The organism is Ferrovibrio sp. (genome assembly GCF_025869515.1).
Lineage (GTDB): Bacteria > Pseudomonadota > Alphaproteobacteria > Ferrovibrionales > Ferrovibrionaceae > Ferrovibrio.
Genome location: NZ_JAOZVR010000117.1, coordinates 85,036 through 102,505 on the forward strand (window position 1 = coordinate 85,036; position 17,470 = coordinate 102,505).

General features: G+C 64.9%; 13 protein-coding genes. 8 read left to right on the forward strand and 5 right to left on the reverse strand.

Annotated elements, in window-relative coordinates; genetic code table 11:
- Window positions 1-6 precede the first annotated feature (6 nt).
- The 8 genes from tsaE (at window position 7) to OJJ21_RS21745 (ending at window position 10,879) form a co-directional block, all read left to right on the forward strand.
- Window positions 7-504 carry a tRNA (adenosine(37)-N6)-threonylcarbamoyltransferase complex ATPase subunit type 1 TsaE gene (gene tsaE, locus OJJ21_RS21710; RefSeq protein ID WP_297689788.1) on the forward strand — a complete coding sequence of 166 codons (498 nt, stop codon included), beginning with the start codon at window positions 7-9 and terminating at the stop codon, window positions 502-504.
- Entirely contained in the window at window positions 488-1,504 is a 1,017-nt protein-coding gene (locus OJJ21_RS21715) for a phosphotransferase (RefSeq protein WP_297689790.1), read from the forward strand. The genes tsaE and OJJ21_RS21715 overlap by 17 nt, the downstream gene beginning before the upstream one ends.
- A gap of 1 nt (window position 1,505) precedes the next feature.
- The gene (locus tag OJJ21_RS21720) at window positions 1,506-2,243 is read left to right on the forward strand and encodes a nucleotidyltransferase family protein (protein WP_297689792.1); all 738 of its coding nucleotides are present in this window, start codon (window positions 1,506-1,508) and stop codon (window positions 2,241-2,243) included.
- Window positions 2,227-5,196 (forward strand): double-strand break repair protein AddB, encoded by a 2,970-nt coding sequence (addB, locus tag OJJ21_RS21725; RefSeq protein WP_297689794.1) that lies wholly within the window; start codon window positions 2,227-2,229, stop codon window positions 5,194-5,196. The genes OJJ21_RS21720 and addB overlap by 17 nt, the downstream gene beginning before the upstream one ends.
- Complete coding sequence (gene addA / locus OJJ21_RS21730) at window positions 5,193-8,693, forward strand: double-strand break repair helicase AddA (protein ID WP_297689796.1); 3,501 nt, start codon at window positions 5,193-5,195, stop codon at window positions 8,691-8,693. The genes addB and addA overlap by 4 nt, the downstream gene beginning before the upstream one ends.
- An 82-nt stretch (window positions 8,694-8,775) precedes the next feature.
- Window positions 8,776-9,510: a DUF1223 domain-containing protein gene (locus OJJ21_RS21735; RefSeq protein WP_297689798.1), complete on the forward strand. Its 735-nt coding sequence runs from the start codon at window positions 8,776-8,778 to the stop codon at window positions 9,508-9,510.
- 107 nt (window positions 9,511-9,617) lie between these two features.
- On the forward strand, window positions 9,618-10,043 hold the full coding sequence (locus OJJ21_RS21740; RefSeq protein ID WP_297689800.1) for a GNAT family N-acetyltransferase: 426 nt from the start codon (window positions 9,618-9,620) through the stop codon (window positions 10,041-10,043).
- 23 nt (window positions 10,044-10,066) lie between these two features.
- Window positions 10,067-10,879 (forward strand): hypothetical protein, encoded by an 813-nt coding sequence (locus OJJ21_RS21745; protein WP_297689802.1) that lies wholly within the window; start codon window positions 10,067-10,069, stop codon window positions 10,877-10,879.
- 5 nt (window positions 10,880-10,884) lie between these two features.
- Here OJJ21_RS21745 and htpG read toward each other — a convergent pair whose 3' ends face one another.
- The 5 genes from htpG to OJJ21_RS21770 are packed head-to-tail and all read right to left on the reverse strand — an operon-like array spanning window position 10,885 to window position 17,366.
- Entirely contained in the window at window positions 10,885-12,744 is a 1,860-nt protein-coding gene (htpG, locus tag OJJ21_RS21750) for a molecular chaperone HtpG (RefSeq protein ID WP_297689803.1), read from the reverse strand.
- A 26-nt stretch (window positions 12,745-12,770) separates the two neighbouring features.
- The gene (locus tag OJJ21_RS21755) at window positions 12,771-13,916 is read right to left on the reverse strand and encodes a DUF4340 domain-containing protein (RefSeq protein ID WP_297689805.1); all 1,146 of its coding nucleotides are present in this window, start codon (window positions 13,914-13,916) and stop codon (window positions 12,771-12,773) included.
- Window positions 13,917-13,938: 22 nt separating this feature from the next.
- Window positions 13,939-15,870 carry a Gldg family protein gene (locus OJJ21_RS21760; protein ID WP_297689807.1) on the reverse strand — a complete coding sequence of 644 codons (1,932 nt, stop codon included), beginning with the start codon at window positions 15,868-15,870 and terminating at the stop codon, window positions 13,939-13,941.
- Between the two features lie 5 nt (window positions 15,871-15,875).
- Complete coding sequence (locus tag OJJ21_RS21765) at window positions 15,876-16,610, reverse strand: ABC transporter permease subunit (RefSeq protein WP_297689809.1); 735 nt, start codon at window positions 16,608-16,610, stop codon at window positions 15,876-15,878.
- 15 nt (window positions 16,611-16,625) lie between these two features.
- The gene (locus OJJ21_RS21770; RefSeq protein WP_297689811.1) at window positions 16,626-17,366 is read right to left on the reverse strand and encodes an ABC transporter ATP-binding protein; all 741 of its coding nucleotides are present in this window, start codon (window positions 17,364-17,366) and stop codon (window positions 16,626-16,628) included.
- Window positions 17,367-17,470 lie beyond the last annotated feature (104 nt).

The following is a 17,470-nucleotide window of genomic DNA, read 5'->3' on the forward strand; positions in this document are numbered from 1 at the left end:
CGACCGATGCCGACGATTCGCCGCTACCAGTTGCCCGACGAGACGGCGACCGCCGCTTTGGCCATGCTGCTGGCCGACCGGCTGCAGTCCGGCGATGCGATATTGCTTGATGGGCCGCTCGGCGCCGGCAAAACCTGTTTCGCCCGCGCCCTGATTCGGCATCTGAGCAACGAAGCCGGCACCGAAGTGCCGAGCCCGAGCTTCAACTTGGTGCTGACCTATGAAACCGCAAAAGCCATGCTGTGGCATTTCGATCTTTATCGGGTGAACGATCCCCGCGAACTGGATGAACTCGGCCTCGACGAGGCCTTGCATGACGGCATCGCCCTGATCGAATGGCCAGACCGGCTGGGACCATACACGCCGGCTTCGGCGCTGACCGTGGCTCTGTCGCTGATGACCGACGCGGATGGCCCGCGAATGGCCGAATTGCGGGGCAACGCCACCTGGGCGGAACGCCTCGCCGACTTGCCTGCTAAGTTCAGCCATGCTGCCGATGCCTGATCGCCTCGCCCATTCTAACGCCTTTCTGCAGCGCGCTGGCTGGGGCGATGCCGCGCGTTCCAAACTTGCCGGCGATGCATCTTTCCGCAAATACGAGCGGCTCAGCCGCGACGGTAAACCTGCCGTATTGATGGATGCGCCGCCGCCGCAGGAGGATGTGCGGCCTTTCCTGCGTATCGCCCGTCACCTGCAGTCGCTCGGCTACAGTGCGCCGCACATTCTGGCCGAGGATGCCGACCGCGGCTTCCTGCTGCTGGAAGACCTCGGCGACGATCTGTTTGCCCGCCTGCTCGAACAGGGCAGCGATGAAACCCAGCTGTATGAAGCCGCCATCGACTTCCTCCTCGACCTGCACCGTCATCCGGCACCGGCCGACCTTGTGCTCTATGACGAAGACCGGCTGATTGCAGAAACCGAACTGTTCATCGACTGGTATCTGCCGGCCCTGACCGGGCGTGATACGCCATCGTCATTGCGCCAGGCCTTTCGCTTTCTCTGGAGCATTCTCGCTCCGGAGGTTGGACTGGAAACGACACCCGGCCGGCGCATTCTGGTGCTGCGCGATTTCCATGCCGAGAATCTGATCTGGCTGCCAGAACGCCAGGGCGCCGCGCGTCTCGGCCTGCTCGATTTCCAGGATGCCGTTGCCGGCCATCCGGCCTACGACCTGGTGTCGCTGCTGGAAGATGCGCGCCGCGACGTCTCGCCAGACCTGGCCGAAGCCATGCTGCAACGCTATATCGCCGGCAGTGGCGTGGACGATGCCGCATTCCGCCGCGCCTATGCCATTCTCGGCGCGCAACGCAACATCCGCATTCTCGGCGTCTTCACCCGGCTCTGGAAGCGCGACGGCAAACAGCAATATCAGACCTTCATGTCGCGCATGTGGGGCTTGGTGGAGCGCGACCTCGCCCATCCGGCCCTGACCGACCTGCGCGGCTGGCTCAATGCGACGGTGTCGCCCGAGCAGCGTCACAGCCCGTTGCCGGGGCTGGGCTGACATGACCCCGATGCCGCAGATCGCCCCAAGAACAGCGATGGTGCTGGCCGCTGGCTTGGGCACCCGGCTGCGGCCAATCACCGACCATACGCCAAAACCGCTGATCGCGGTGGCCGGCCGCACGCTGCTGGACCGTTGCCTGGATCGGCTGGTCGAAGCCGGGGTCCAGCGCGCTATTGTCAACATCCACTGGCTTGGCAGCAGGATTCGCGAGCATCTGCGCACCCGCCACGATATCGAAATCATCATCTCCGATGAAACCGGCATGTTGCTGGAAACCGGCGGTGGTATCGCCAAGGCCCTGCCGCTGCTGGGCGAAGCGCCATTTTTCGCCGTCAATGCCGACCTGATCTGGCGCGACGAAGGTAGCGAGGTGGCCCTGCAGCGGCTGGCAGCAGCTTTCGACGCCACGAAGATGGATGGCCTGCTGCTGCTGCAACCACGCGAACGCGCCGATGGTCATGGCGGGCCGGGCGATTTCTTCCTCGATGCGGACAACCGTCTGGTCCGGCGCGATGCCGATGCAATGGCCCCCTACGTCTATACCGGTGTACAGGTCCTGCAACCCACGTTGTTCCGCGATGCGCCGGCCGGCGCTTTTTCGCTGAACATCCTCTACGATCGCGCCATTGCCGCCAGCCGCCTGTATGGTCTGGTGCATCGCGGACCATGGATGGATGTCGGTACGCATGATGGTTTGAAGCAAGCCGAAACGGCCCTGCATGATCACGCCGGCTAGACCCACGGTCTACACCATCGCGCAGGGCCGGCCGTTTCTCGACCTGCTGGCGCGGGGCATTCTGCAACAATACGCCACCGATCCCCTGGTTGTATCTCGCATCACCGTGCTGCTGCCGACGCGGCGTGCCTGCCGTGCCCTGACCGAAGCCTTCCTGCGCCAGAGCGATGGCATGGCCCTGCTGCTGCCGGCCATCCGGCCGCTCGGCGATGTGGATGAGGATGAACTCGACCTGCGCGGTATCGGCGAAGCCGGCGACGAGGCCTTGCCCTTCGGCACACTGGAACGCAGCCTGCTGCTGGCCCGGCTGGTGCAGGCATCGACGCTGGCCGGCGGCGACAGCGCCAACGCGCTGCGGCTGGCACGTGAACTCGGCCATCTGCTCGATGCTGCCGCAACCGAGGAAGTCGGCCTCGACCGCCTGCCCGATCTGGTACCGGCGGAGCTTGCCGGCCACTGGCAACTGACACTGGATTTCCTGAGGGTGATCCGCGAGGCCTGGCCGGCGATCAAGGCCGAACAGGACCGCAGCGACAGTGCCGAACACCGTCAACGTGCCACGCAGCGCTGGATCGACCACTGGCAGACCTCGCCGCCCGCAGATCCGGTGATCGCGGCTGGCTCGACCGGCACCATTCCGGCCACGGCACGGCTGCTCAAACTGATTGCATCCCTGCCGCAGGGCAGCGTGGTGCTACCCGGACTCGACCAGACGCTGGACGACGCGAGCTGGACGGCCGTTCATACCGAACCCACCCATCCGCAGCATGCCCTGGCGCGCCTTCTGGATACACTGGGCGTCTTGCGCGGCGAGGTCATCGACTGGCCGGAAAGCGGCTCCGGCGATGGCGCGCCGACCAGTAATCGTGCGGCACTGCTGACCGCCGCTCTGCTGCCGCCTGCAGAAACCCATCGCTGGCGCGAACTGCGCGGCATGGTATCAGGCGATGCGCTCCATGGTTTGCAGCGCATCGAGGCGCCGGGACCGCGCGAAGAGGCGCTGGCCATCGCGGTGGCAATGCGCGAAACGCTGGAAACGCCTGGACGGACCGCCGCCCTGATCACGCCGGACCGCATGCTGGCCCGCCGCGTCGCCGCTGAACTGGCCCGCTACGGCATCACGGTTGATGATTCCGCCGGTCAACCTTTGCTGCAGACCGCACCGGCGGTATTTCTGCGCCTGCTGGCAGCCGCCGTGGCCGAGGATTTCGCAGCCGTCCCGCTGCTGGCCCTGCTGAAACACCCCTTCTGCCGGCTTGGCATGGACCGGGCCGACCTGCTGCGCTGGACGCGCCGCATAGAACGCAAACTGCTGCGCAAAAGCCGGCCATCCAGCGGACTCGCCGCACTGGCAGTCGATCTCGCCGGCGACGCCGATCTCCTGCCACCGCTGGCGCGGCTGAGCGCCATCGCGCAGCCACTGGTCGAAGACAGGCAGCCCACAGCCCTGAAGACTCTGCTGCAGGTACAGGTGATTGCCGCCGAGGCACTGACCGTTGCGCCGGACCAGCCTTCGCCGCTCTGGCAGCATGATTCCGGCGAGGCACTGCACGCGCTCACCGTCGACCTTCTGGCTGCCGCCGATCAGTTCGGCCCCGTCACGCCGGCAGAGTGGCCGCGCCTGCTCGATGCATTGCTGGAAGGCCAGGTGGTCCGCCCGCGCCGGCAGGCCCATGCGCGGCTGTCCATCTGGGGGTTGCTGGAAGCCCGCCTGCAGCAGGCCGACCGCATCATCCTCGGCGGCCTGAATGAGGGCACCTGGCCGCCGCAGGCGCGCGAAGACCCATGGCTGAGCCGGCCGATGCGTGCGGCACTGGGCCTCAGCTCACCGGAATTCCGCCTCGGCCAGACCGCGCATGATTTCGTCCAGGCTGCCAGCGGCGACGATGTGATCCTGACCCGTGCCGCCAAGGTGGATGGCACGCCGACCGTACCGGCGCGCTGGCTGCTGCGGCTGGAAGCCCTGCTGGAAAAGAATGCCGGCTGGCTGGCCAGCCTGGCGCCGCAGTATCTCGTCTGGGCCGAACAGCTCGATACGCCCGCGCAAAGCCTTCGTTTCGAGCCGCCGCGTCCGGCGCCGCCGGTCGCGGCGCGGCCGCGTGAACTCTATGTCACCGCCATCGAGACCTGGATCCGCGATCCCTATGCGCTCTATGCCCGGCGCATCCTCGATCTGCGCCGCCTCGATCCGCCCGACCAGCCACCCGATGCTCGTCTGCGCGGCAATGTGATTCACGCTGTCTTGGAAAAATTCCTGCAGCATTATCCTGCAACCTTGCCGGATGATGACATCGCGCTTGCTGAGTTGCTCAAGCTTGGCCGCACCGAGTTCGGTGTCTGGTTACAAAGACCGGAGATCGCCGCCCTGTGGTGGCCGCGCTTCGAACGCGCCATGCGCTGGTTTCTCGCTTACGAACGCCAGCGCCGCCACGACGGTTTTCGCCCCGTACTGCTCGAGAAGGATGGTGCGCTGGAAATCGCTGCGCCCGCCGGCGCTTTCACCCTGAAGGCCAAGGCTGACCGCATTGATGCCTCGCAGAATGACTGCAAGCTGGCCATCCTGGATTACAAGACCGGGCAGCCGCCTTCGGTCAAACAGGTCAACAGCGGCCTGGCGCCGCAGCTGGCACTCGAGGCCGCCATCGCGCGGGCCGGCGGCTTCGATGGCCTGGCCCCGGCCGAGATCGCCGAACTGGTCTATATCCGTCTCGGCGGCGGGGCCGAACCCGGCGAGGCGCGCCGCATCGAAGGCACCAGCCGTACGCCGATTCCGCCGGCCGACGATCTGGCGCGCGAGGCCCTGGCCCGGCTGAGTGGCTGGGTGGCGCGATTTGATGACGAGAAAATTCCATATCTGTCGCGACCGCGGCCACAATTCGTCGATTACCCGGGCGACTACGATCACCTTGCCCGCGTCGCCGAACGCGCCGAAGGCACCGGGGAGGACGGATGAGCGCCGCCCCCGACACCGAGATGCGCGCGCATCAGATGAACCAGCGCAGCGCCGCCGATCCCACGCTGTCGGCCTGGGTGGCGGCCAATGCCGGTTCGGGCAAGACGCGCGTGCTGGTCGACCGTGTCACGCGACTGCTTCTCCAGGGCACGCGGCCGAGCGGCATCCTCTGCCTCACCTTCACCAAGGCGGCGGCCGCCGAAATGCAGTTGCGCCTCACCGAGCGGCTCGGCAAGTGGACCACGCTGACCGATAAGATTCTGAAAGCCGACCTGTTCGAGCTGCTCGGCCGGCCGGTGGCAGACACCGACATGGCCGCGGCCCGCCGTCTGTTTGCACGCACATTGGAATCACCAGGCGGCCTGCGACTGCAGACCGTGCATGCCTTCTGCGAAGCGCTGTTGAAACGTTTCCCGGTCGAAGCGCAGGTACCGCCGGGCTTCAAGGTGGCTGATGACGCCGTGACCGCCGACCTGTTCGCCACCGCACAGGCCCAGGTGCTGGGCAGCAGCCTGACCGATCCCGGCTTCGCGCCGGTGATCGGCTTCTTCGCCGCCCGTATCGATGACAGTCGCTTCGCCGACCTGCTGAAAGCCCTGCTCACCCGTCGCCGCGATCTGGCGCTGCTGCTCGATGCCCATGGCGGTGCATCGGGCGCCATCGGCGCCCTGTATGCCCAGCTCGACCTGCCGCCGGATGCGACACGCGACCTGGCCATCCGCCAGCATATCGCCGACATGCCGCTGGCCGACCTGCGCCGCGCTGTTGCAGCCTTGTGCAACGGAGGCACGAACGACAGGAAACTCGGCCAGTCATTGGCCAACTGGTTGGCGGCGAATGCAACGGCTGAAACCTTCGAGGCTTCATGGCTGCCCGCCTTCTTCACCGACAAGGGCGAGCCCCGCGTCACGCTGGCGAGCAAGCCCACCGAAAAGGCTGCGCCGGGTTGCATCGAGATTCTGGCCAGAGAACAATCCCGCCTGATCGCGCTGCAGCAGCAACTCAACGCGCTGACGATTGCCGAAGCAACCGCCATGCTGCTGCGTCTGGGCGAGCAGCTGCTGGAGTCCTACACCGCACTGAAAACCGCTCAAGGACTGCTGGATTACGACGATCTGATCCTGCGCACGCGCGACCTGCTGGTCGAGCCGAGCCAGGTCCCCTGGGTGATGTTCAAGCTGGATCGCGGTATCGACCATATCCTGGTCGACGAGGCGCAGGATACCAGCCCGGACCAGTGGTCGGTGGTCGCCGCGCTGGCCGAGGAATTCTTCAGCGGCACGGGTGCGCGCGACGATCTGCACCGCACGATATTTGCCGTCGGCGACGTCAAGCAGTCGATCTACAGCTTCCAGGGCGCGCGGCCGCAGGCCTTCCTCGATACCTATGCCGAATTCCGCCGCCGCGCCGAGGCGGTGGGCGAGCGGCTGGCCCGCATCCCGCTGGAAATGTCGTTCCGTTCGGCACCGGCCGTCTTGCAGCTGGTGGATGCGGTATTTGCCGACGACGCCGCCAAACCCGGCGTGGTCGAATCCGGGCTGGTTCTGCAGCACAAGGCGAAGCGCCGCGAGGAGGCCGGCCGGATCGAACTCTGGCCGCCCTTCAAGCCCGATCCGAAGTCACAGAGCGAACCCTGGGAGGCACCGCTGGATTATGTCGGCGCCAGGGACCCGCGCCGCCGGCTGGCCGATGAAATCGCCCAGCAGATTCGGCGCTGGATGGACAGCGAGGATCTGCCCAGCCTCGGCCGCCGCGTGCAGCCGGGCGATGTGATGATCCTGGTGCGCCGCCGCAATGTATTCTTCGAGGCGATGGTCCAGGCACTGAAAACCGCCGGCGTGCCGGTGGCCGGTGCCGATCGCATGAAGCTGGCCGAACAGATCGCCGTGCTTGATCTGCTGGCGCTGGGCTCTTTCTGCCTGCTGCCCGACGATGACCTGACGCTTGCCGCAGTACTGAAGGGCCCGCTGTTCAATTTCAGTGAAGACGACCTCTTCGCCTTGTGCTGGCAGCGGCAGCAGCCGCGCCTGTGGCATGAGCTGCAGCGCCGCGCCGACGAAAATCCTGCCTGGCGCGCCGCCAACGATGAACTGCATCACTGGCTGTCGCGCGCCGATCTGGTGACGCCCTTCACACTCTATGCCGAGCTGCTTGGTGCGGGCGGCGGACGGCGCCGGCTGGTAGCACGGCTGGGACCACAGGCCAACGAGCCGATCGACGAGTTCATGGCTGCCACGCTGTCTTACGAACGCGAGGCAGCACCCAGCCTGCAGGGGTTCCTGAGCTGGTTCCCGCGTCATGCCGGCGAGGTGAAGCGCGATCTGGATCAGGGCCGCAACGAGGTGCGCGTGCTCACCGTGCATGGCGCCAAGGGTCTGGAGGCGCCCATCGTGATCCTGCCCGACAGCTGCGACCTGCCGCAGGATCAGAGCAGCAGCGGTCTGCTCTGGGGCGAGGCGCCTCTGTCGCCGACCAATCATCGTCATGGGCAGGCTGCCGGCCCGGCTGCGGCACGCGCCGTGCCGCAGCTTTACTGGCCCATGCGCAAGGAAAACGACACCGCGATCACGGCAAGCCTGCGCGGCCAGCGCCAGACCGAGCAGTTGGAGGAATATCGCCGCTTGCTCTATGTGGCCCTCACCCGCGCGCGCGACCGGCTCTATGTCTGCGGCTATCTCGGCAGCCGCAATGCCGAGAAAGGCCCGCCGCCGGGCAGCTGGTACGATCTGGTGACCGCCGGCTTCGACCGGCTGGCGCCGCAGCAGACCGTCCCCCTACCCTGTGGCGATGAGGGCCGGCGCTTCGAAACCAATCCGGACAGCCGGGCCGATGCCAAGCCCACTGCCGTGATGGTGCCTCTGGCCGCCACCCCCGGCTGGCTGCGACAGCCGGCCCCGCCGGAACCGGTTCCCCCTCGTCCGCTCAGCCCGTCGCAGCCGAGCCGCCCGGACCCGGCCCCCCTCAGTCCGACTGCTCCCGATCGCCTCGCCGGGCTGACGCGCGGGCGCCTGGTCCATCGTTTGCTGCAGACCCTGCCCGATGTACCGGACGAAACCCGCGAGATCGCCGCCAGGCGGTTTCTTGCCCATCCCGGGCATGGTCTCGATGCCGCCAGCCAGGCGGCACTGCACGCCGAGGTGATGGCGCTGCTGCGCGATCCGGCTTTTGCCGCCATCTTCCAGCCCGGCGCCCGCACCGAAGCCCCGCTGGCCGGCCGGATCGGTCAAAGGCTGGTGGTCGGCCAGGTCGACCGCCTGCTGGTGACCGACCAAAGCGTCCTCGTCATCGATTACAAGACGAACCGACCGCCGCCGCGGGCAGTGACGGATGTCGATCCGGCCTATCTGGACCAGATGGCGCTGTATCGCGGCCTGCTGCTACAGGTGTTTCCCGGCCGTAACGTTCAGGCGGCCCTGATCTGGACCCATGCAGCGCGTCTGATGCCGCTGCCCGATGGCTTGCTGGATCAACGTCTTGCAGCTTTCACCGCAACGTGAGTAGTCGTAGGCTGGCAGCATGCCTAGCTTGACCCCCATGACGTTTCTTGCCTCACACCGCGCACACCCCTTTCACAGGAGCATGCTGATTGCCCTGCTCACGATGCTGGGGTTTACGACACCCGCTTTCGCGCAGCAACCCGCCGCGCTGCAACCTGTGGTGCTAGAGCTGTTCACCAGCCAGGGCTGCAACTCTTGCCCGCCGGCCGATGCCCTGATGCAGGACTGGCTGAAGCAGCCCGGTGTGATCCCGATCTCGCTGCATGTCGATTACTGGGATTATCTCGGCTGGAAGGACACGCTGAGCCGCAAGGGCCATGGCGTACGCCAGCAGGATTACGCCCGCAATTCCGGCAAGCGTGATATCTATACCCCGCAGGTGGTGGTGGACGGGAAATTTGCCGTAGTCGGGTCTGACCGCGAAGCGGTGGCCGCTGCGCTGGCCAAGGCGCGCAAGCAGCAGCATGTTGCCATGCAGGCCAACCGCAACAAGACAACCGGCGCCTGGCAGGTGCATGTGGCGGCCCTGCCCGCCTGGCAGGGTGAAGCCAAACTGGTGCTGTGCCGCTATGACGCCATGCACGAAGTCTCGATCGAACGCGGTGAAAATACCGGCCGCACGCTGAACTATCTGAATGTGGCCCGCAGCTGGGGCGATCTCGGGCGCTGGAAGGGCCAGAGCGCCAGTTATGACGTGCCGGACCTGGGCGGCATAGACTGGAGTCGCCAGGGGGCCGTGGTCATGCTGCAGACGCTCAGCAACGACGGCGTCGGCCAGATCATCGGTGCCGTTGACATTAAGGGCGGCGGCCAATAGCTGCTGCCCCGCAGGTCCTGCAATGGTTACAACCCTGCAGTTGACAGGCTGAGCCTCACGGCCGAAGCTTTTGATATGATGCAACTCTCCTCTTCCAGAATCGCTTCATGCCGGTAAGCAGCAGGATCGAGCATCGCCTGCGCCCGGCGGATCGCAACGACCTGCCGCGGCTGGGCGAGATCGCCCGTCATGGGCTTGCCGATGCCGTCGCACTCGACCTTGCGGCGCTGCAGAAAGAAGAAAACCTTTTCGTGGCCGAATGGCGCACAGCCATCGATGGCTTCATCGTGTTGCTGCCACTGCAAAGCAGCCTGCTGATCAGCCGACTGGTGGTGGCGGAGGAAGCCCGTGGCCAGGGCCTCGGCGCCTGGCTGCTCGACTGCGCTACTTTCCATGCGCGCGGGCTCGACCTTGTCGCCGTCGAGATTCAGCGGCCGGAACAGGACGCGGCCGGCATCACCTGGCTTACCAAGCGTGGCTTCGTGCGCAATCCGCATGGCGGCAACAAGGTTTATCTCAGTCGCAACGTTTAAAAAAGAAAACCGGGGAAACACCGATGAGCGATAGAAAATCCGCCCACGACAAATCAGCGCTGCGGCCCTCCAGCACTGTGCTGATGGTACGCGACGGCGCCGACGGCCTCGAAGTCTTCATGGTCAAGCGCAATCACGCGATCGATTTCGCGTCCGGCGCCATGGTGTTCCCCGGCGGCAAGCTGGCCGAGGGCGACAGTGATCCGGTGCTGATGGGTCGCCATGCCCGGCCGGGCAGTTTCGATCCTGCGCTGACGCCCTTTGCCTTTGGCGCGATCCGCGAGGCCTTCGAGGAATCCGGTTTGCTGCTGGCCCGGGCCAAGGGCGATAGTGCCCTGCTGCCGGCATCCCGTGTCGAAGCACTCGGCCACTGGCGCGAGCCGCTCAACCGTGGCGACAAGACGTTGCGCGACATGGCGGAAGCCGAAGGCCTCGATTACGCGCTCGATACCCTGATCCCGTTCGCGCACTGGATCACCCCGGAAGTGATGCCCAAACGCTTCGATACCTGGTTCTTCCTCGCACCCGCGCCGGCGGACCAGATCGGTGTGCATGACGGCTCGGAATCGGTCGAATCCGAATGGGTCGGGGCGCAGGCCGCGCTGGACGACTGGGAAGCCAAAACCCGCACCATCGTGTTCGCCACCCGCATGCAGCTGGTGAAGCTGGCCCGCGCCAGCAGCATGGCCGAAGCAATTGCGATCACCCAGCAGGACACCATCGTCGACGTAATGCCGGTACTCGACAAAGAATCCTTCGCCGAGCCGCATCTGCGCATTCCAGCAGCGGCCGGCTATGGCGTCACCGAGGTGCCGCTCAGCCGGGTCGGGATGTAACAGCGCTACAGCGCCTTTTCCATCAACCGGGCCAGCCGCTGGGCAAACAGCAGCGGATCGGCAGGCGCCTCGCCTTCCACCAGGCGGGCTTGGTCCAGCAACAGCTGTGCCGCATCCGCCAGCGCATCGACTGCACCCGGCTGCTGGGCGCGGGCCGCCAGCGCCCTGATCAGCGGATGGGTCGTATTGATTTCCAGGATTCGCGCACTGACGGCGTCAAGCTTCTGGTGCTGGCGCAGCAAGCGTTCCAGATGCAGGTCGATATCCCCTTCGGCGGCACTCAGGCAGACCGCGCTGTCGGTCAGGCGCTTGGATTCCCGCACATCCTTCACCGCCTCGCCCAGAATCTGCTTCAGGGCGGCGATCAGCGTGCCGATGGCGGCTTCGCTGGGCTTATCTTCCGGTGCCTTTTCGTCGGCGGATGCGGCAATGGCGTCGAGATCAGCGCCGGCGCGGCTGGCCGATTTCACCGGCTTGCCGGCATAGTCGCGCACCACCGACAGCCAGAAATCATCGACCGGATCGGTCAGCAACAGCACCTCGACGCCCTTGGCACGGAAGCCCTCAAGCTGCGGGCTGCGCTTGAGCTGCTCCAGCTGGTCGCCATTGATCACGTAGATGGCGCTCTGGCCGTCCTTCATGGCCGCGATGTAATCATCCAGCGAGACCCAGCCATCGCGCTGCGACGAACGAAAGCGCGCCAGTTTGAGGATGACTTCACGATGCTCGGGGTCTTCGTAGAGGCCTTCCTTCAGTACCGCGCCGAAGCTTTCCCAGAATGCGTTATAGGCTTCGGCGTCCTTGCCGGCCTTCTTTTCCAGTTCGCCCAGCACGCGACGAATGATGGCCTGTTTGATCCGCGCCAGAACCGGATTGTGCTGCAGCATCTCGCGGCTGACATTCAGCGGCAGATCTGCAGAATCGACCACGCCGCGCAGGAAACGCAGCCAGGCCGGCACCAGTTCGTCGCAACGGTCGGTGATGAAGACGCGGCGCACATAGAGCCTGAGCATGGCCTTGCGCGCCGGATCGAACAGGTCATGCGGTCGTGAGGAGGGAATGAAGAGCAGCAGGGTATAATCCAGCTTGCCTTCGGCCCGGGTATGCAGTGTCAGCCAGGGATCATCGAAGGCATGCGACACATGATGGTAGAAATTCTGGTACTGGTCTTTGGTGATTTCGCTTTTCTGGCGCGCCCAGAGCGCACTGGCACTGTTGAGCGTCTCACTTTTGCCCTCGGCCTCCAGCACGACCGGCAGGGCAATATGGTCGGAGTAGGTCTTGACGATATGGCTCAGCCGCGCCGGTTCGAAGAACTCATCCTCGCCCTCGCGCAGGTGCAGCACGATCGCAGTACCGCGGCCGGACTTCTCGGCCTCGCCGATGGTGAACTGACCCGAGCCGTCGGAGGTCCAGCGCCAGGCCTGGGTTTCGCCGGCCTTGCGCGAGATGACCTCGACGTTAGATGCCACCATGAAAGCGGAATAGAAACCGACACCGAACTGGCCGATCAGCGCCATATCCTTGGCGGCATCGCCAGACAGTTTTGCGGCGAATTCGCCGGTGCCCGAGCGTGCGATGGTGCCTAGATTCGATACCAGCTCGTCGCGACTCATGCCGATACCGTTATCGGCGATGGTGAGCGTGCGCGCGGCCTTGTCAGGGGTGAGCGTGACCTTGAGTTCAGTGTCGCCAGCCCACAAATCGGCCTCGGTCTGCGCAGCAAAGCGCAGTTTGTCGCAGGCATCCGAAGCATTCGAGATCAGCTCGCGAAGGAAAATCTCCTTCTGGCTGTATAGAGCATGGGTAACGATATGCAGCAGCCGGGTCACGTCCGACTGAAATTGCATGGTCTGGTCAGTCATGGCGGCACCTCCAAACGTGAGGTCAATCAGCCCTTCCTGGGCTCGTCTTTCTTTTCCGGCTCGATCAGGTCTTTCAGCCGGCGGGTCAGGTCGCGTGCGGCATAATCGTTGACCAGATAGGCCCAGCCATCGATGCGGGCCATCGCTTCCTTCACCTGCTTTTCAGCCTCTTCCGGCTTCAGCAGGTCCCTGGCAGCATCCGGTTTGACCAGCGCCGGGTCGAAGCTGGCCGAAATGGTGAGCCAGAATTTCTTGTCGTGATCGGCGGCCGGAATCGTGCGCACCACCGCCTTCACGCCATCCAGAGTGACGATCTCGGTCACCGTCGCCCGGGCAAAGTCATGCTCGGCCGCCTTGGCGACATCCTCGAAACCCAGATAGGCCAGACCACCAGCCACGGCATTCACATCGAAGGGCGAACCGATCTTCATGCCTTTGGGCATCTCGGACGGCACGAAATCGACCGGCGCCCCATCGGCCTTCTCAGGTCCGCGCACGACCCGCAGCACTTCGCCATCCGGATGTTTTACCGTGGCATGGGCGACGCGGGTCTTGTCGATCTTGATCAGGTCCTTGACCAGCCACTGCACCGGATCGGCCGGCAGTTCGAGCGTGCCCTGAGCCAGCCAGGCGCGCGCCTCGTCGGGTTTGCGCACCTGCAGCTGACCGGGCTTGCCACCCGCGGGATAGCTGCGGGTCTTGCCGATAATGACGGCGGCAATCGCCTTGGCATCCTTGTCGGCCAGACGGACCAAGATCGGGCCAGGGTCGGATTTAGCCGCATCGTCGACCGGCTGGTACTGATCCGGCTCGGACACCTGCAGCAGATTGTAATGCGCGGGTTTGTCGCTGCGCGGCTCGATGGTCTCCAGGCCGGCAATGCCCAGCACATTCTTGCGCACCAGATCGGCGCGCACCGGATAATCCTGCCGGCTCGGCATGGTCCAGTGATCGGCCGTGGCGCCGCGCTCGATGCGGAACATCGTTTTGGCAGTGGAAATCTCCAGTCCCATAACGTCGTTCACCTTGGCGGTCAGGCCCGGGAACAGCGGCTTCGGCGTGAAATCGGCCTGCGCGGCCTGGTCGCGGGACACCGCGACCCACCAGCCGGCACCGCCGAGGATCACGGCAGCCGCCACGAGGACTGCCCAGCTCTTGTTACGCATCTTCATGGCCATACTCCGACGATAAGCTTCAGCCTTCGATGGCGCGGCGGATGCGGCGGCGGCGCCACACGATCGCCAGTCCCACCGCCACCAGGGCGGCGAGCAGCGGCATCAGGCCGATATTGATGAACTTGACGAAAAATTGCAGGCTTTCGATATCGCGATTCAGCTCGCGCTGCACGCCGCGCAGTTCACGCCGGGTCGACAGCAGGTCGTCGCGGAAGGTGGTGATCGCCGCCTCCTGTTCCGCGCTGAGCAGGGCGTTCGACTGATCCTGTGCTTTGCTCTGCAGGTCGGCGAGCTGCTTCTGCGTGGTCTCCAGCTTCTGCTCCAGCGCACGCTGGCGGGCCAGGAACTGCTGCTCGGCCACGCGGCGCATATTGTCGATCATTTCGAAGGGCCGCTGCGACCGGCCACGGCTGCGCAGGCCGATCAGGTCACCCGAGCCCGACATATTGTCGATGGCATTGACCAGCAGGTCGGCATTGGCTGCAATCGGCACATACATGCTCTGGCCCATCATCTGCTGCGTGCGGACCCAGAAACGGTCGTCCAGCAGATCGGCATCGGCCACCAGCAGCACGTTGATCGGCTTGGCGCTCTCGGTCACCTGCGCTGCAGCCGGCCTGGCATCGGCCGGCTTGTCGCCGTCCTTCTTTTCCACAGCCGGCGCACCGCCAGGGAAGGCTGTCTTGGCCGGGCCGCTGATCCGGGCGGCCAGCACATAGGTCTCGCCGGTGGCCTTGAACTTCTCGGCCAGCACCTGCGGGTTGGGATCGCCCTGCAGATCGGCAACATCCATCAGCATCGCCTGCTTCGACGAGGTGATCAGCGGGGTCAATGTAGTGGTGCCGCCCTCTAACTTGCGAATCGAGCCCATCGAAGCCGTGTTGATCTGCGTCAGCTCCGCGGTCACCACGTCGTCCTGGCTGAGCCGCTCGCCCGGAATCGCCAGCCACGGGATATAATCGGCCACCGCGGCGGCGCCGGAACGACCGGTCTGCACGCGCTGCGCCATGCTGAGGTCGGCGACGAACTTGCCCGGCGCGATCTCGATGCCCCAGGCCTTGAACAACTCGGGCAGCAGCGAGGACTGGTCGCCGCCAGGCATCGGCTGGCCGGTCATCGGATTGGGCATCGCCGCCATGGTTTCCGAATAGGGATCGGCAAAGACGATCAGCCGGCCACCCTTCAGCACATACTGGTCGATGGCATACTGCAGCTGCGGGCTGAGGTCCTTGGGATGCGCCAGGATCAGCGTCGAGATCTTGTCGTCGATCTCTTCCGGCTTGGAGGCATCCAGCATCTTGACCTGGAAGAACTGCTTGATCTGGTCGAGGATCAGATAGGGCTGGGCCTGGCCGCGCATCGCCGCCATCATACCGCCCGGACCGTATTCCAGCGGCAGGGCGCCAAGGATGCCGACCGTCGGTTTGGCCGGATTGCTCAGCGCGTAGACCAGCTTGGTCAGATCGTATTCGAGGAACTGTTCCTTCTCGGCCTGGAAGAAGGGGATCGTCTGCTGCTGGTCCAGCGCATTGCTGCCGACCAGGCCGAAATAGAGCGACCCGCCGGGCAGCTGGGCGCCCTGCAGGCCGGCCTGCACGGCACGATCCTCGGCTTCGGTGAACGGCTCGGGATCGATCACTTCCAGGCGGATTTTGCCGCCGGCCAGCGCGGCATAGCGCTCCAGCAGCTCGCGCACGCGCGTGCCATATTGTTTCAGCTGCGGCGCGTTGCTCGCCAGCTTGTCGGAGAAGAAGAAGCGCAGCGTGATCGGCTCGGGGATCGCCTTCAGCACATTGCGGGTGCCCTCGGACAGCGTATAGAGCCGCGCCTCGGTCAGATCGATGCGGGTATCGCGCAGGCCGTTATTGACCAGGACATTGAGGCCGAGGAAGACGGCGAAGGCGGCGATCAGGCCGGTGCCGGTGAGAAGGGCTTTGCTGCCGGTTTTCATGTGACTTAGCCCGCCTTCTTGAAATCGACGACGACGGCATTGGCATAAAGCCAGACCGCGATAAGCGAGAGGAAGAACACAAGGTCGCGCAGGTCGATCACGCCTTCGGTAATCGCATTGAAATGCGACAGGAAGCTGAACGAAGCGATGGTGTCGACGATCAGCGGCGGCGCCCAGCCCTGGAAGAAGCCCAGCACCATTGGCGCGCCGGAAACCGTGAAGATGAAGCAGACCAGCACGCCGACCACGAAGGCGATCACCTGGTTCTTGGTCACGGCTGACAGGCAACTGCCGATCGCCAGGTATCCGCCGGCCATCAGCAGGCTGCCGATATAGCCGGCGAGAATTACGCCGTTATCGGGGTTGCCGAGCCAGTTGACGGTGAGCCAGAGCGGGAAGGTCAGCGCCAGGGCAATGCCGGTGAAAGCCCAGGCGGCGAGGAACTTGCCCAGCACGGCAGCCCAGAGCGGGATCGGCAGGGTAAGCAGCAGCTCGATGGTGCCGGACTTGCGCTCCTCTGCCCACAGCCGCATGGCGATGGCGGGCAGGAAAAAGAGATAGAGCCAGGGATGGAACAGGAAGAAGGCCTTCAGGTCGGCCTGACCACGTTCGAAGAACTGACCGAGATAGAAGGTGAAAATCCCCGCGGTAAACAGGAATACCACGATGAAGACATAGGCAACCGGGGTGGAGAAATAACCGCTGAGTTCACGGCGGAGAACGGCAAGCATCGATTTCATGGTCGTCAATCCTGATCAGGCGGCGCGCGCTTGCGTAATCTGGCGGAAGGCGGCATCGAGTTTGCCGGGGCCGGCGAGAACTTCGCCGATGCGCCAGCCAGCTGCGCCCTCGGGGCGGCCTTCGGCGAGGATGCGCCCGCGGGCGATGATGATGGCGCGGCTGCACACCGCCTCCACCTCTTCAAGAATATGGGTCGAGATGATGATGGCCTTGTCGCGCGACATCGCCTGGATCAGGCCGCGCACTTCATGCTTCTGGTTCGGATCGAGGCCATCGGTCGGCTCGTCGAGCACCAGCACCGGCGGATCGTGCAGAATCGCCTGGGCGAGGCCGACACGGCGCTTGTAGCCCTTGGACAGCGTGTCGATCGGCTGGTCCAGGACATCCTTGATGTTGACCTGGTCGATCACCTTGTCCAGCCGCCACTCGCGATCCTTGCCTGCCAGTTCGCGCACATCGGCGACGAAATCGAGGAAGCCGCGCGCCGTCATGTCGGCATAGGTCGGCGCCCCTTCCGGCAGGTAGCCGATGGCACGGCGTGCCGCCAGCGGTTCGGCCTCGACGTCATGGCCACAGACCGAAATGCTGCCCGAGGTCGGGTTGAGGAACCCGCAGAGCATTTTCATGGTGGTGGATTTTCCGGCACCGTTGGGACCGAGGAAGCCGAGCACTTCGCCCCTGGCAACAGTGAAACTGATGTTGTCGACGGCTGTGAAGGGTCCGAACTGCTTGACCAGATTTTTGATGTCGATCATCGTTTTTTTGCGTCCCCTGCCTGGCGCGCGGGCGGCTCCGCCGCTCGGCGACCGCTAGATAAGGGTGTCCCCGGTCATGGTTCAAGTCCCCGGCCAAGATTTGC